Source organism: Indibacter alkaliphilus LW1 (assembly GCF_000295935.2).
Lineage (GTDB): Bacteria > Bacteroidota > Bacteroidia > Cytophagales > Cyclobacteriaceae > Indibacter > Indibacter alkaliphilus.
Genome location: NZ_ALWO02000023.1, coordinates 517,137 through 532,067, shown reverse-complemented (window position 1 = coordinate 532,067; position 14,931 = coordinate 517,137). Strand labels below are relative to the sequence as shown.

Below are 14,931 nucleotides of genomic sequence, written 5' to 3'. Positions count from 1 at the left end.
AATAAGATATGAAGCCTGCACAAATTCTATTGGTAGAGGATAACGAGGGTGATATTGTCCTTACGCTTGATGCTTTTGAGGAAAGTAAAATCAAAACAGCCATCACTGTTGCCAGAAATGGAAAGGAAGCATTGGATATTTTATTCCAAAGAGGAAAATTCACCAATGCTTCTAAACCTGACCTGATTCTACTCGATATCAATCTCCCTATTTTCAACGGACATGAAGTGTTGAAGCAGATAAAGGAAGATGCTAGCTTAAAGAAGATTCCGGTAATTATGTTGACCACTTCCTCCAGTCATATAGATGTGGAGAAAGCCTATGAAAACCATAGCAATAGCTATGTGAAAAAACCCCTGGACATGGAGGAGTTTTTGGGAGCTATTTTGAAGATTGAGGAATTTTGGCTTCAATTGTCAACATTGGCGGATTAATTTCATGCATGATTTTATCCAGCACTTTTTGAGGGTATGAACTTATTTACTTCCAACCAGTAAATAAAGGCATCAAACCAGCGATTGCTTGTACGGTCAGGGTTTCCCAATCCAAAGCCATGACCGCCATTTTGGTATAAATGAAATTCTACGGGAATTCCAGCATTATACCAAGATTCAATTATTCCTGTTTGACCTAAAAACAAGAAATCGTCTGTTGCAATTACATTAAACATGGGTGGAGCATCTTTTGGGACATCCACAGCTCCCATTCCACCATAAATTGGTCCGATAAAGGCAAGTTTCATCTTTTCGGAATTTAGTGTAGAATGCATGGTCAGGCCTGCTCCTGCAGAAAAACCGATCATTCCTATTCGGTCGGTATTTACTCCCCATTCCTTAGCACGTGAAACTATCATGTCATAAGCCGCTTCCGCATCCTCCAATTGATTGCTAAGGTTTCTTTGTGGTGGCGCTGACCTTGTGGTACTTTCAGCAGTATTTGAACTATTCACTGGGGCCGGGGTTCGGGGACGGTTCATCCATGCCGAGAAGTCTTCTAATGATTCTGCTGTAGGGTTTAATCGGTATTTGAGTACAAAAGCAGCTATTCCTTGAGCTGCAAGAGCTTCTGCTACTTCCCAACCTTCATTTCCCATAGACAACCAGCTAAAACCTCCTCCTGGTGCAACAATGACAGCAGTTCCGTTAGCCTTTTCGGGATCTGGCAAAAATGGGGTAAGTGTCGCAGTAGAAATGTTTCTTGCCATAGGGTCTCCCCACTGTAAAAACCAAGTTTCAGGAGATGGCTGATTTTCTACTCCTCCTGTTCCAAGCGGAATCGCATTTGGTTCTTCTGGTGTATCCAAAGGATAAATAGTTCCATCTTGTGCCAAAAGCTCTGTAAAAGGTACAAGGTAGATCGCTGCAGTGAGAACTGCAGCCAACATTCTAATTGCTTTTTGTTTGTTTTTCATAGTTAATAGGTTTAAAGTTAGATTTGATTTTAGCATCCAGTTACTCTTTGTGAATACTTGATAGACTAAAAACTGAACTAATATAATTAAAAATGTCAAGTATAAAGTTTTGTTCGGATGCGGACGGATTTGTCCGTCTTTAACAGAGTTTTTCGTCCCAATCGCCTCTGTTCAGAGGTTTTTGAAGCTTTTCTTTGGCATTGGTATTGAAAATAGGGTCTACAGTATTTTTGAAAAAGTGTTTATCGAATACAAATTACCGGTTTTATGTTTTACAACTATCTACTTATAGCCTGGAGAAATTTATCCAAAAGAAAGCTTTATTCAGCGATCAATATTTTTGGATTGAGTCTTGGCGTGAGTTCCTGTCTCTTGGTTTTCGCTTTGGTTTCTCATATCAGAAGTTTTGATCAATATCACGACAAGTCGGATCAGATTTACAGAGTAGTGACTGATACATTTGAAGGATCAAGGGAATATTATACCTCTGGAGTTCCTGCTGTTTTGCCGGAAGCGTTTAAAAATGATTTTCCGGAAATTGATAAATCTGTATTGATTTCCGGAGGGCATAATGGTTTGGTAGCTGTACGGAAAGGCGAAGATGAAAAGTTTTTTATGGAGTCCAACATTGCTTATACCTCTGATGACTTTTTCAAAGTTTTTGATAGAAAAATTCAAGGAGGGAATTCTTCAGGTATACTGAACGAATCCAATCAGGCGGTGATATCTAAAAAATATGCAGAAAAATTGTTTGGCACATCCAATGTGGTAGGCAATACCTTTCAATTTCATAAGGGGGATGTGTATGCAATTACAGCTGTGATGGATGATTTTCCTGATAACACTGATTTTCCATTTGACATCTTTTTATCCTACGAAAATTTAAGACAAAAAAGAGAAGAGGGAGCCTGGTTGAGCATATATAGTGATGACCAATTTTATGTAGTATTGCCTGATCAAGAGTCCAGGGAATATGTAGAAGCAGGATTGCCTGCTTTTGTTGAAAAATATCTTGGAAAAGACACTAAGATCAATAGAGCTCACAAGCTTCAGCCACTTTCAGAAATTCATTTTGATGAACGCTATGGGAATTTTGGGTATCAGGTCGCTCCCAATTCCATTCATGTGATGCTTGGAGTAGCATTTTTCCTTTTGCTTACTGCAAGTATCAACTTTATCAATTTGAGTACGGCACTTTCTGGCAAAAGGGCAAAGGAGGTAGGGCTAAGAAAAGTCTTTGGAGGTCACCAAAAACATATTGTTTTGCAGTTTTTGAGTGAAACAGGATTGATTTGCCTTTTTTCAATCTTTATCGCCTTTTTGATCGGAAGTCTGGCATTACCATACTTAAATGATTTTCTAGGTACCCAAGCTGATTTTTATATTATATTTTCTCCATTGGGAATTTTGACGGTGATGGGGATTTGGTTACTGATAACCTTAATTTCAGGCATTTACCCTTCTTTGACCATCAGTCAATTGAATCCTGTTCGGGCGATAAAAGAACAGTATCAGTCTAAGCAAACAAGCTCTTACCTGATGAGGAAGGGCCTTGTTGTATTTCAGTTTATGATCACCCAATTTTTTATCATTGGAACTTTGGTCTTGGTGATGCAGATGAACCATTTAAGGACTGCGGATATAGGTTTTCAAAAAGATGCTATCGTAAGTTTTCCCATTCCAGAGCGCAATCCTGATAAAGCTCAGCTTCTGGTTGAACGACTTAGAAACCTAGGAGGAGTGGACAATGCCTCAATTTCATTTACAGAGCCTGCCTCCAGCTCTACTTCTTCCACCAATGCGATCATGGTGGAAAGCAGGGAAGAGTACACGGTATTTATCAAGCCCGCAGATGAATATTATTTGGATACCTACGGTTTGGAATTATTGCATGGAGAAAACCTCATCAAAGAAGATACAGTAACGCGCTACTTGGCTACAGAGTCTTTTGCCAAAAAGTCGGGGTTTGAAAAATCCGAAGATCTTCTGGGTGTTTATGTAAATATTGGTGGAATAGACGCACCCATTGTTGGGGTGATCAAAGATTTTTATGGGTCTTCCCTCAAGTCTGACAAAGAGCCTACATTTATATTTCAAAATAAACACCTGTTTAGCACAGTAGGGTTAAAAATAACCGGTTCCAATGCCAATTTGGTGATGGCAGAAGCAGAAGAAGTATTTAAAGACCTTTATCCGGAATTCCCTTTCCAAGCAAGCTTCCTGGACGAAAAAATTGCAAAATTCTATGAGCTGGAGCAAAGGATGACTACACTCTTTATCATTTTTTCCTTTATAGCTGTGATAGTGGGGTCCATTGGGCTTTATGGATTGGTTTCCTTTATGGCGGCGATGAAAACCAAAGAAATAGGAGTCAGGAAAGTTTTGGGTGCTAGCTCAGGACAGGTTTTGGCGATGTTTTCCAAGGAGTATATCATTCTCTTGTTGATTTCATTTGCTTTAGCAGCACCACTTGCGGGTTATCTGATGGAAAAATGGCTTTCAGATTACAGTTCAAAAATCCAATTATCCTGGCAATTTTATGCATTCTCATTGATTTTGGTAGGCTTAATTGCAGTCTTCACAGTAGGATACAAATCTCTTCAGGCAGCTTGGACCAACCCTTCAAATGCTCTCAAAAGTGAATAGTTATTGAACCCAATTAAATACAGATTATATGTTCCGTAATATACTGAAAATTGCCCTTAGAAACTTTTGGAAGACCAAAAGCATTTCCTTTATCAATGTATTGGGTCTGTCATTGGGAATGGCTCTATGCATGATTATCGCAATTTTTGTTAAAAATGAATTGAGCTATGACAGGCATTTTCCCAATGCAGAGCGAATTTACAGAATCAGTTCAGATATTGTCTTTGGTGGCAATGCCATGAATATGACATTTGCTCCTGCACCTATGGCTGAGGCCTTGGTAGCTGAAATCCCTGAAGTCGAAGCAGCTGTTCATTTTAGACAACAAGGTTCATTTTTGATCAAAAGATATGAGGACAATATCAAAGAAAATGATGTAGTATTTGCAGGAAAAAGCTTTTTGGATGTTTTCGATATTCCTTTAGTACAGGGAAGTAGAGAAAAGGCTTTGGATGAACCAAATACCATGCTAGTGAGTCAAAGCTTGGCTGACAAGTTCTTCAAGGGAGAAAATGCAATCGGTCAAAGTCTGATTCTTGATAACAAGACCTCTTACAGCATCACTGGGGTTTTTGCTGATATTCCTGAAAACAGCCATTTTCAATTTCATGCATTGTTGGCAGCAGAAGGCTTGGCTGAAGCCAAAAGCGGTCAATGGTTGAGTAATAATTTCCAAACCTATTTACTTGTTCATCCTGGGTCTGATCCCAATGCTATGGAGGAGAAAATCAGGGCAATGAGTGAAAAGCACATGGCTCCAGTATTGAAACAGGTTTTGGGTGAAGATTTTACCTTGGAACAATTTAAGGCTTCAGGCAACAAAGTAGATTACGGTTTACAGCCATTATTGGACATACATTTACATTCTGATTTATTAGGGGAGTTCAAAGCAAACTTTTCTATTACATACATTTATCTGTTTATCGCGATAGCTGTATTCATTTTATTGATTGCCTGTATCAACTTTATGAACCTGGCTACAGCCAAATCATCCAATAGGGCCAAGGAAGTAGGTGTTAGGAAAACGATGGGTTCAGGCAGGAATGAACTGATAGGTCAATTTTTAGGTGAAACCTTTATAATGAGTCTTTTTTCTTTTTTGCTGGCCATTTTATTGGCTTCCTTGTTATTGCCTTTTTTCAATGATTTGGCAGGAAGAAGCTTAAAACTTCCTCTTACGGATGTAATGTTTTATTTGTATCTGCTTTTAGGTGCTTTGATCGTTGGGTTGATTGCAGGGGCTTATCCGGCTCTTTTTCTTTCAGGATTCAATCCTTCCAAAGTTCTCAAAGGAGATATATCCAAAGGAATGAAAAGTTCATCAGTCAGGAGTTCTTTGGTGGTTTTTCAGTTTGCAATTTCAATCATACTGATTTTCTGTACCATAGTGCTTTTTTCACAAATGAATTTTATACAAAATAAAAACCTCGGATTTAGTAAGGATCAGATCATCATGGTGCATGATCTCTATGCAATGGGTAGTCAGAAGCAAGCATTTAAAGAGCAGGTAATTTCAAGTGCTTTGATTGAAAAAGGTACTTTGAGTGGATATTTGCCTGTTTCGGGGACCAATAGATCAGATACCCCTTGGTGGGTCTCAGGTAGGGATATTCAGAATCAGGAAAACCTGGTTTCCATTCAAAATTGGAGAGTCGACTTTGATTATATCAGTACCCTGGGGATGAAAGTGATTCAGGGCAGGGACTTCAGTTTGGATTTTCCTTCAGATTCTTCAGGGGTTATTTTGAACGAGACTGCTGTCAAAAATTTCAATTTCGATGGTGATCCAATTGGGCAAAAAATATCCTCTTTCTCCGGAGACAATGACAATGGCTTCAGTACCGAAAATGCTGAGCTGAGAACTGTTATAGGAGTGGTGGAGAATTTCCATTTTGAATCACTGAAGGAAAATATTGGTGCGGTTCTAATGTTTATAGATCCCAACCCTACTGGGATAGCATCATTCAAGTTCCAGGCAGAAGATACCAAAGAAGTCTTGTCGCTACTTGAAGGAAAATGGAATGAATTAGCACCGGGTCAACCATTCACATATAGTTTTTTGGATGATCGGTTTGCATCCATGTATGCCTCCGAGACAAGGATTGGAAAAGTGTTTGCGGCGTTTACCGGATTTGCGATTTTTATTGCCTGCATGGGCTTATTTGCTCTGACGGCATTCACGGCAGAACAAAGAAGAAAAGAAATCGGAATAAGAAAGACATTGGGTGCATCGGTAAGCTCCTTGGTGTTGTTGCTTTCCAAAGAATTTACAAAACTTGTGCTTATCGCTTTTGTCATTGCTGCACCACTTGGCTGGTATGGAATGAACAAATGGTTACAGGATTATACTTATAGGATTGATCTGGGATGGACTACGCTTTTGATAGTGATGGGCTTAGTGATGGCAGTAGCTTGGACAGTCATGGGTGTGCAGTCTTTCAGGGCAGCTCGTATCAATCCTGTTGACTCTTTGAAGGGAGAATAGGAAAACCTTAGATAGGAAGGATGACCCTTTCCGACTGGTCATCCAGGCGGGGATGTGGGATGAAAATTGATTAGTGAGAGAGTTAAATTTTCCCAGATAATCCCGTAAACCTCACTCTTCCCACACTAATTTGCCAATCTTAAATAATGCCGAAATGCTTAAAAATTATTTTACAATCGCTCTTAGAAACATCAAAAGAAACAAGCTTCGCACATTGGTCCATGTGTTGGGGCTTTCTTTGGGAATGGCTGTTTGTTTGTTGGTTTTCAACGTGGTTTGGTTTGCCCATGGCTTTGATACATTCCATGATCATGCTGATAGGATTTACAGGATCAATTCCAGTATAGAATGGGAACCCGGAAGCTTTTTCCAAAGCTCTGCCACACCGGGTCCTTTGGGAGAAGTGGTAGACGAAGAACTTGCCAATATCTTCCAAAAAGGACGCTTATATATTCTGCATGAAACCATGGTGTCCATACCAGAGCAAAACCGGCAGTTGGGCCGAAGCAATAAAGTGGCATTTGCAGATCCTGGTTTTATGCAGATTTTCCAAAGGGAATGGCTGGCAGGTGATCCCTATACTGCCTTGAATGAACCTGAATCAGCAGTGATAACAGTAGCCAGTATGGAAAAATATTTTCCAGGATCGGCCCCTCACGATGTATTGGGAAAAGAGATTCTTTGGTTGGATGCCAATGATTCCATCATGGCGCAGGTCAAAGGTGTTGTCAGGGATTATGATCAAAAAACAGATTTCTTTTTCCAGGATTTCATCTCTTTCAGTACGATCAAAAAAAAGGGTAAGGAAGATTGGTATGGGCTTCAAAGTTGGGGCAATCTCAATACTTCAAGTCAGTTGTTTGTTTTAGTAGCTGAACATACTGGCAAATCAGAGATTGAGGAGGGGCTGAAAACCATTTCAGATAAATACTACGCTGAAGATGCGAATTCCAAGAATGAATTTTTTGCTGAACCCTTAGCGAATTTCCATTTCAATGAAAATTTTGACAATACAGCAGTTTCCAGGTCCATGTTGGATGGGTTGATTTATATAGGTTTCATCATTTTGTTGTTGGCTTGCCTAAACTTTATCAACCTGGAAACCGCCCAGGCCATCAACAGGGCCAAAGAAGTGGGCATCAGAAAAACCTTGGGGAGCCGGAGAGGGCAATTGATTTTTCAGTTTCTAAGTGAAACTTTTGCCATTGTCCTGATCTCAGGATTTGTTGCAATTTTATTTGCAGACCTGATTACACAATATTTTCGGGAATACCTGCCCCAAGGTTTCGAGCCGTCCTATTTCAATAGCCTGAGCCTTGTTTTTCTTTTTGTTTTAATGCTGCTCCTTACTTTTGTTTCCGGACTGTATCCGGCTTTTGTGCTGGCAAAATACCAGCCCCAAAGAGCCCTCAAAGGGGAAGTACATCATGTTCAAGGTTTTTCTGTGGGTGTTTTTCTAAGAAAGAATCTTACAGTGATCCAGTTTTCTGCATCGATTGCATTTATCATTTTGGTCACTGTACTGACTTCCCAACTAAAATTTATCAAGTCCCAGCCTTTGGGTTTTGAAAAGGATGCCGTGCTATATACCAATCTTCCATTTATGGGAGAAAGGGATACCAGAGAAACCTTTGCAGATAGATTGAGAAATGAAAATTTTGTTGAAGGAGTAAGCCTTAGTGGCGTATTAGTTTCTTCCAACAGCATCTGGACCTCTGATCTTATTGTACCCAGAGATACCAGTGAAACGAGGATAAACATTCATGTGATGAATGTGGACTCAAGCTTTGTGGACGTCCATCAGCTCAAATTATTGGCAGGAAGAAAATCCAATAATCAGAAGGATGAACTTTTGGTAAACAGGAATTTTCTCCATGAAGCAGGTTTCGGTAACCCTTCGGAAGCTGTCGGTACCATTGTTAGGTTTGGCGGGGATAATAAAACCATCGTTGGAGTCATTGACAATTTCAATGCAAGAAGCCTGAAGGAAGAGATAATGCCCATGGCATTGACCTATAATCCGGATTATTTCTACCTGTTGATAACCAAAGTATCAGGCAAACAAAACATGGCTTATGCCAAAGAAAGGTTGGAAAATCTTTACAAAGAAATGTATCCTGAGGAAACGGCTTCATTCAGTTTTATGGATGAGCAGTTGGCCCAATTCTATGAAGAAGACCGGAAGATTCAAGGCGTATTTGGCTTTGCCTCAGGCATGGCCATCCTGATTTCCATATTGGGATTATTTGGACTTTCTTCCTTCACTATTGCCCAAAGGACCAAAGAAATAAGCATTCGAAAAGTTCTTGGAGCAGGAGTTTTACAGCTTATCGGATTGATCTCCACACAGTATGTATGGTTGGTGTTGATTTCATTTGCATTGGCTGTTTACCCTGCCTACTACCTCAGCAATATGTGGTTACAGGAATTTGCCTATAAAATCGAAATGCCCTTTCTGATGTATTTGGGGGTAGGATTTGGGGTTTTGATATTGGCCTTGCTCGTGGTAGGATTTCATTCCATAGGAGTAGCCAAGAGAAATCCGGCGGAGATATTGAAAAGCGAGTAAGGAAAGGATGAAGGATGAAGGACGAGGGATGAAAATTTTAGATTTTAGATTTTAGATTTACGAATTGAGACCGAGTAGGTTGAAGGGTTGAGTAAAGGATGAGGCACGTCCGACCGGTCATCCGGGCGGTCATGACCGATATCTTATCCCGGTAATTCATTGCCGGGATTAGGATAAAGAGCAAGTATCCAAAGTGCCGTAGGCACAGACGATGTGAAAAATCATGAAAAAGAGGCAAATAAACTCCGGAAAAAATTTACCCATAGAATCAGAGAACACATAGATTTTAGGCAGTTTCCATTTTTTCTTTAAAAGAATATCTTAAATTTTCTATGTGCTCTTCATGAACTATGTGGTAAAAATATGACATAATGATTTTTAGTTTTGGTTTTAATCAGGGTTTGGTCTCAGAGAAAAACCTTCGAGGTCCTGTCGTCGCGGTAGGGAGGACCTCAAAGGTTTGCGACCTTTGAGGTTTTTAGATTATCAGTCTCCCTTTTTATTCATCAACCCGTGCAACCCGGCCTTCGGTTTTTTAATCGTAAAGCTATATAATGGAAATATAACTTTGAGTGAATTTCAATTATAGCTCATTTTGAAATAAGATACTTATGAGAAATTACTTGTTATCTACCATTTTCTTGTTGCTTGTTTTGGGGTCATGTATAGAAAAAGATCCACAAACAATAGTTAGCGGTATTTTACCGGACTTTAAGAATTCAATTATTACGTTGATTCCTGTTGACGATTATTTTCCTGGACTTAAAAGCACGGAGGCGCTTCCTACTGTAATGACCGATAGTTTAGGACGGTTCAAGTTTAGCTTCACCTCAACAGATCCAAATTTTTATCAAATCATCAGCAATAATTATCATCTGTTGAAAGCTGATATTTTCATCGAACCCAAAGATTCTATATACATTGAGCAATCTTCATGGAGTGCCGAACCGAAATTTGTAATTGGAGGAAAAGGAAGTGAAAAACTCAGGCATCTGGAAAAGGATTTCTCTATCCTTCCCAAGGATAAGTTATTCTATGAGAAAATATCAGGTGATCATTTTACTACTGAACTTGAATTCAAAAGATTTATAGATAGCATTCATTTTGAAAGGGTAAATGCGTTAAATTCGTTTTCATCAATTCCTAAAGTTGTAAAGAAATACCATTTGAATACATTAGAGGCCGAAAGGGCTGCTTTCCTCTTGGAGCATTTGGAAAGGAGGAATTATTATACTCACGGTGAATTTGGTTACTTTTTTCCCGATAAGACTTACTACACTTTCCTTGATAGCATCGATTTCAACAACGATTTTTCCAAAACTACCTCCGCTAAATTATTGGCCGGTAAATATTTGACTGATAAAGCTCAACTGGCATTTAAAAATCGAAATGAAGAAGAATGGTGGAAAGAAAATCTGAATTGGAAATTGAATTTTATTGCCCATCAACCCAAATCAGCTTGGAAAGACCTCATGGCTTTAAGCACCATAAGCGAGTATTCATTCGGATTGATGGCTGATGATTTTTTTGATTATTTGAAGTTATTTGAAGAAAATATGCAAAATCATTTTTCAAGTGATTTTAATCGAAACCGTTTTGAATTGAATATTGCAAGTTACAAACAATTGCAACCCGGAAGTCAGGCACCTGACTTTGAATTGCCTGATTCAAATGGCATCCTACATAAATTAAGTGACTTTCAAGGTAAAATAGTGTATATCGATTTTTGGGGAACATGGTGCTATCCATGCATCGAGGAAATACCGGATGCCCTATCACTGCAAGAGAAGTATAAAGACCGGCCGGTGATATTCATATATATAGCATTGGAAAACAGTTCAGAGATTAACCGCTGGAAAGAGTTTATAGCTGGAAATAATCAAAGGTTTGGAAAATTCCTTGACAATAAACCTTTCCCTGGTATTCATCTTGTTGCAGAAAATCAATTTAGAAATGAAGCAATTAAGGACTATAAAATAAATTTTGCTCCGACCCATGTTCTTATTGATCAAAATGGGGAGATTGTTAAAGCAAGGGCAAAGCGCTCAAAGGACATTCATGAAGAAATTGATAAGTTGTTAAATCAATAAATTTTATGTAGAACCTCAAAGATGTGATTGGACACTCGCATTGGCGTTAGAGTAATTTCGGTTATGGCTCATTTTGAAAAACGAAAATGGAATACAACTTTTTATTAATCACTGTCTTTTTGCTTGCATTTGGTTCATGCAAGGAAAAAGATCTAAAATCAATAGTAGGTGATAATTTACCTGACATACAAATGACAACGACAGATCAAATATTGAACTATGAAATTGAAAATGGATCATCTCCATCCATTCAATATTTCTTCTTTGACCAACACAAAATCATTGATTCATTTCAAAAGGGATTTTCGGATGTCGGAGGGCAGAAAAAGGTGGATGCCAATACAACTTACCACGTCCTATCGGTCACCAAAACGTTTACAGCCATTGCGACTTTACAGTTGGTAGAGCGTGGATTATTGGAGTTGGAAAAACCTGTAATCCATTATCTACCTCATTTTCAATACGGATCTGAAATTACTGTAAAACAACTTTTGAACCATACCTCAGGCATACCAAACCCAATACCACTTTCATGGATTCACTTGGAAAGTGAAGATCAATCATTTGACAGAAACTCATTTTTTGATTTGATCATCGAGAAAAATAAGAAGGTCAAGTCCAAACCCAATGAAAAGTTTGCTTACTCCAATTTAGGTTATGTGATTTTAGGGCAATTGATTGAGAAAGTTTCCGGTAAAACCTTTGAAGATTATATCATTGAAAACATCGTTCGAAAACTGCCAATAAGCCAAGATGATTTGGCATTTTCCATTTCAAATAGCCATGACCACGCAAAAGGCTACCATAAAAAAATATCTTTTTCCAACCTCATTTTAGGCTTGTTCATTAACAAATCTAAGTTTATGGGGGAGAATGAAGGAAAATGGAAACCCTTTAAAAACTATTATGTAAATGGAGCTCCTTATGGGGGATTAATTGGCAAGCCGAGTGCATTTGTTTCATACGTTCAAGAATTGATGAATGAGAATAGTAGTTTGATTTCTGAAAAATCTAAAACCATGATGTTTCAGGAAAACAAAAACAATCCAAATACCGGTATGTGTTTGGGTTGGTTTTCCGGAGAACTAAACGGTGTAAAATATTTTGCTCACGCAGGTGGAGGCGGCGGGTATTACTGCGAAATCAGAATCTATCCAAAAATAAATAGGGGAAGCGTAATCTTTTTTAACCGGACAGGAATGTCAGACGAGAGGTATTTGGATAAAATTGACAGGTTTTATATTTAAGGAAAAACACCAGGTTACCAGGCATCTCGAAAACCCAACATTTTGAAAATATTCAGAAAAGGAATGACATTAAGTTACCCGTTAGGCAGCCATCATCCTGAGGTCTAATGCCCCTCTTTTTAACAATAAAATAAACTTTCTTCCTTATTTCAAAAAGCCATGCAACCCTCCTGCCATTTTTCCAATCATTTTACTGTATGAAAATACTTTTCAAAGTTTTTTCTATTAAAAAATCCTAAACCAACTACTACCAATGAAATCGAGCATGATGAGTACGTCTCACACTGGGATGATTATCCGAAATGCGAGATTCTCCCGAATCTAGTTCGGGACAGGCTATGGGGCCATTAAAAAACAAATTATAATCACATGAAAACCAATAACATTCTAATCTTAGCCTTTTTTTGGCTATTGATTCTGTCAGCATGTAAGGAGGATGAGAATCCGGTGTTACAAAATAAACTTGTTGCCAATGCCGGTACAGATAGGGAAATCCAGGTTAATACACCTGTGCAATTGGACGGGTCAGGTTCCAGTGACGGGAATCAACTCCCCTTTACTTACCACTGGACATTTAAGTCACGTCCTGCCAACAGTACTGCGGCGCTTACAAACCACACTCAGGAAAAACCTGGCTTCACCCCGGACCAATTGGGTCTTTACGAAGTGGAGCTGAAGATCGCCAATCAGACAGGAGAAAAGACGGCCACTGTAAAACTTACCGCCGTAGCGGGAGCGCCAGCAAGCAATGTCATCAACCAAGACATCACCCAAGACCGTGTTTTGGAAGATATCAATGAAGATCCTAATGTTCCTGATTATATCGTCACGGCTGACATTGCCGTGAAAGCCAAGCTTACCGTAATGCCGGGAGTGGTGATTGCTTTTGAAGACAAAAAAGGATTGCATATCAATCAATCCGGAGCCCTGATAGCCAAGGGTACTGCAGAGAAGAAGGTGGTTTTTACAGGCAAGCAAGCCACGAAAGGGTACTGGTCGGGCATTGCATTTACCAATAACAATCCATTGAATGAATTGCTGCATGTGGAAATCAATTACGCAGGGTCACATCCTATCCATCCCATGCCACAAGCTACAGCAATTGGTGTTTCTGAATTGAGCTTTTTAAAACTTAGCCATACTGCCATACAACATTCATCCAGCAACGGCCTTTGGGTGCGCAATTCCGGTATTATCCAATTTTCAAATAACGTTTTTAGACATAATGAAAGCATCAACATCACCCTTCCTGTAAAGGAGGCGCACAAGTTGGATTCAGAATCCATTATTGAAGCTAAAAATGAAACAGTCAATTATGTCGAGCTTTTGGGCAGTGAAATAGAAGAAGACGTTGAGATTGTCTGGAAAAAGCTACAGAACAATGTAAAGTACAGAATCAAAGGAGATATGGTTATCAAATCCGCTTTGACCATAGAAAAGGGAGTGAAAATAGGTGTTGCTCCGGACAAATACATCAGGGTAATTACAGATGGATCTCTGATGGCAAAGGGAAGCAGTGATGAACCTATTGTATTTGATGTTTTTCCGGCAGGTACTCAAAAGTGGAGAGGCTTGGTCGTCAGCTCAAGCAAATATGTCAATCGTCTTGAATGGGTAGAGATCAAAAATGCCGGCAATGGTCAGGCAGGTTCAGGAGTGGATAAAAGTGCAGCTATAGGAGTAAGTAATGTGCATGGTAATATAATCCATTTGAAGCATGTGAAGATTCAGGACAGTGATGGCTATGGTGTTTTTGTACATCAGGCAGGAATGTTGGGAGAATTTGATCAGGTGACTTTTTCGGGTATTAAAAACCATGTCATGGCACTTCCTATCAGCAACGTAAGAGGCATCCAAGAGTCACAAATTACCACTTCCAATAACCTTAAAAACTCCATAGAAGTCTTTGAAGGTAACATAAATTTAACAGGGGAAACCCTCTGGGGCCCGCTTTCAGGAGGAGTTACTTATTACCTTCCAAAAAGTATGCAGGTACTATCCGGTTCCGGACTCAGATTATTACCGGGAACAAAAATTGAGTTTGGGCAAGATGCGTTATTGACCATCAATTCAGGGGCATTTTTCACTTCAGTTGGCACACCTGAACTTCCTGTTGAACTAAAGGGCGAGGGTGACCAAAGAGGTTACTGGACAGGTATCCTTATCAAATCCAACAGCCTCAAAAACATCATCAGATATTCTGTTATTTCCGGAGGAGGTAGCCAACCCATGCCAGGACTTGGACATGGCCGGGCAAATATTGCTGTGACAGCCGGCACAAGTGCAAGTTTGAACATCACCTATTCCAAAATTGAAAAAGGAAGTGGATGGGGAATAATCGTGGAATCTAATTTTGGGGCCAAACTTAACGGGGATGCAAATACCATAAATGAATTTGAGGATATGACACTTGGAGCAGTGATAAGGCTTTAATCCAGTATTAAAATAATATTCATCAGACCCTTTTCCAATTCAGGAAGAGG

The 14,931-nt window shown here is 39.3% G+C and carries 8 protein-coding genes; 7 read left to right on the top strand and 1 reads right to left on the bottom strand.

What is annotated here, in order from left to right:
- Positions 1–8 precede the first annotated feature (8 nt).
- Positions 9–434 carry a response regulator gene (locus A33Q_RS06490; protein ID WP_009032706.1) on the top strand — a complete coding sequence of 142 codons (426 nt, stop codon included), beginning with the start codon at positions 9–11 and terminating at the stop codon, positions 432–434.
- A 14-nt stretch (positions 435–448) separates the two neighbouring features.
- On the opposite strand, the gene A33Q_RS06485 is transcribed toward A33Q_RS06490, so the two are convergent.
- The gene (locus A33Q_RS06485; protein WP_051394825.1) at positions 449–1,384 is read right to left on the bottom strand and encodes an alpha/beta hydrolase; all 936 of its coding nucleotides are present in this window, start codon (positions 1,382–1,384) and stop codon (positions 449–451) included.
- A gap of 294 nt (positions 1,385–1,678) precedes the next feature.
- On the opposite strand from A33Q_RS06485, the gene A33Q_RS06480 reads away from it, so the two are divergent.
- From A33Q_RS06480 to A33Q_RS06455, 6 genes are all read left to right on the top strand, one after another.
- Positions 1,679–4,057, top strand: a complete 2,379-nt coding sequence (locus A33Q_RS06480) for an ABC transporter permease (RefSeq protein WP_009032704.1) — start codon at positions 1,679–1,681, stop codon at positions 4,055–4,057.
- A 28-nt stretch (positions 4,058–4,085) separates the two neighbouring features.
- Positions 4,086–6,542, top strand: coding sequence for an ABC transporter permease (locus tag A33Q_RS06475; RefSeq protein ID WP_009032703.1), 2,457 nt, complete (start codon positions 4,086–4,088; stop codon positions 6,540–6,542).
- Positions 6,543–6,696: 154 nt separating this feature from the next.
- A complete protein-coding gene (locus tag A33Q_RS06470; RefSeq protein WP_016254789.1) occupies positions 6,697–9,111 on the top strand; it encodes an ABC transporter permease in 2,415 nt (804 codons plus the stop codon).
- Positions 9,112–9,722: 611 nt separating this feature from the next.
- Positions 9,723–11,201, top strand: coding sequence for a TlpA family protein disulfide reductase (locus A33Q_RS06465; protein ID WP_009032701.1), 1,479 nt, complete (start codon positions 9,723–9,725; stop codon positions 11,199–11,201).
- Between the two features lie 86 nt (positions 11,202–11,287).
- A complete protein-coding gene (locus A33Q_RS06460; RefSeq protein WP_009032700.1) occupies positions 11,288–12,448 on the top strand; it encodes a serine hydrolase domain-containing protein in 1,161 nt (386 codons plus the stop codon).
- A 369-nt stretch (positions 12,449–12,817) separates the two neighbouring features.
- Positions 12,818–14,881, top strand: a complete 2,064-nt coding sequence (locus A33Q_RS06455) for a PKD domain-containing protein (RefSeq protein WP_009032699.1) — start codon at positions 12,818–12,820, stop codon at positions 14,879–14,881.
- Positions 14,882–14,931 lie beyond the last annotated feature (50 nt).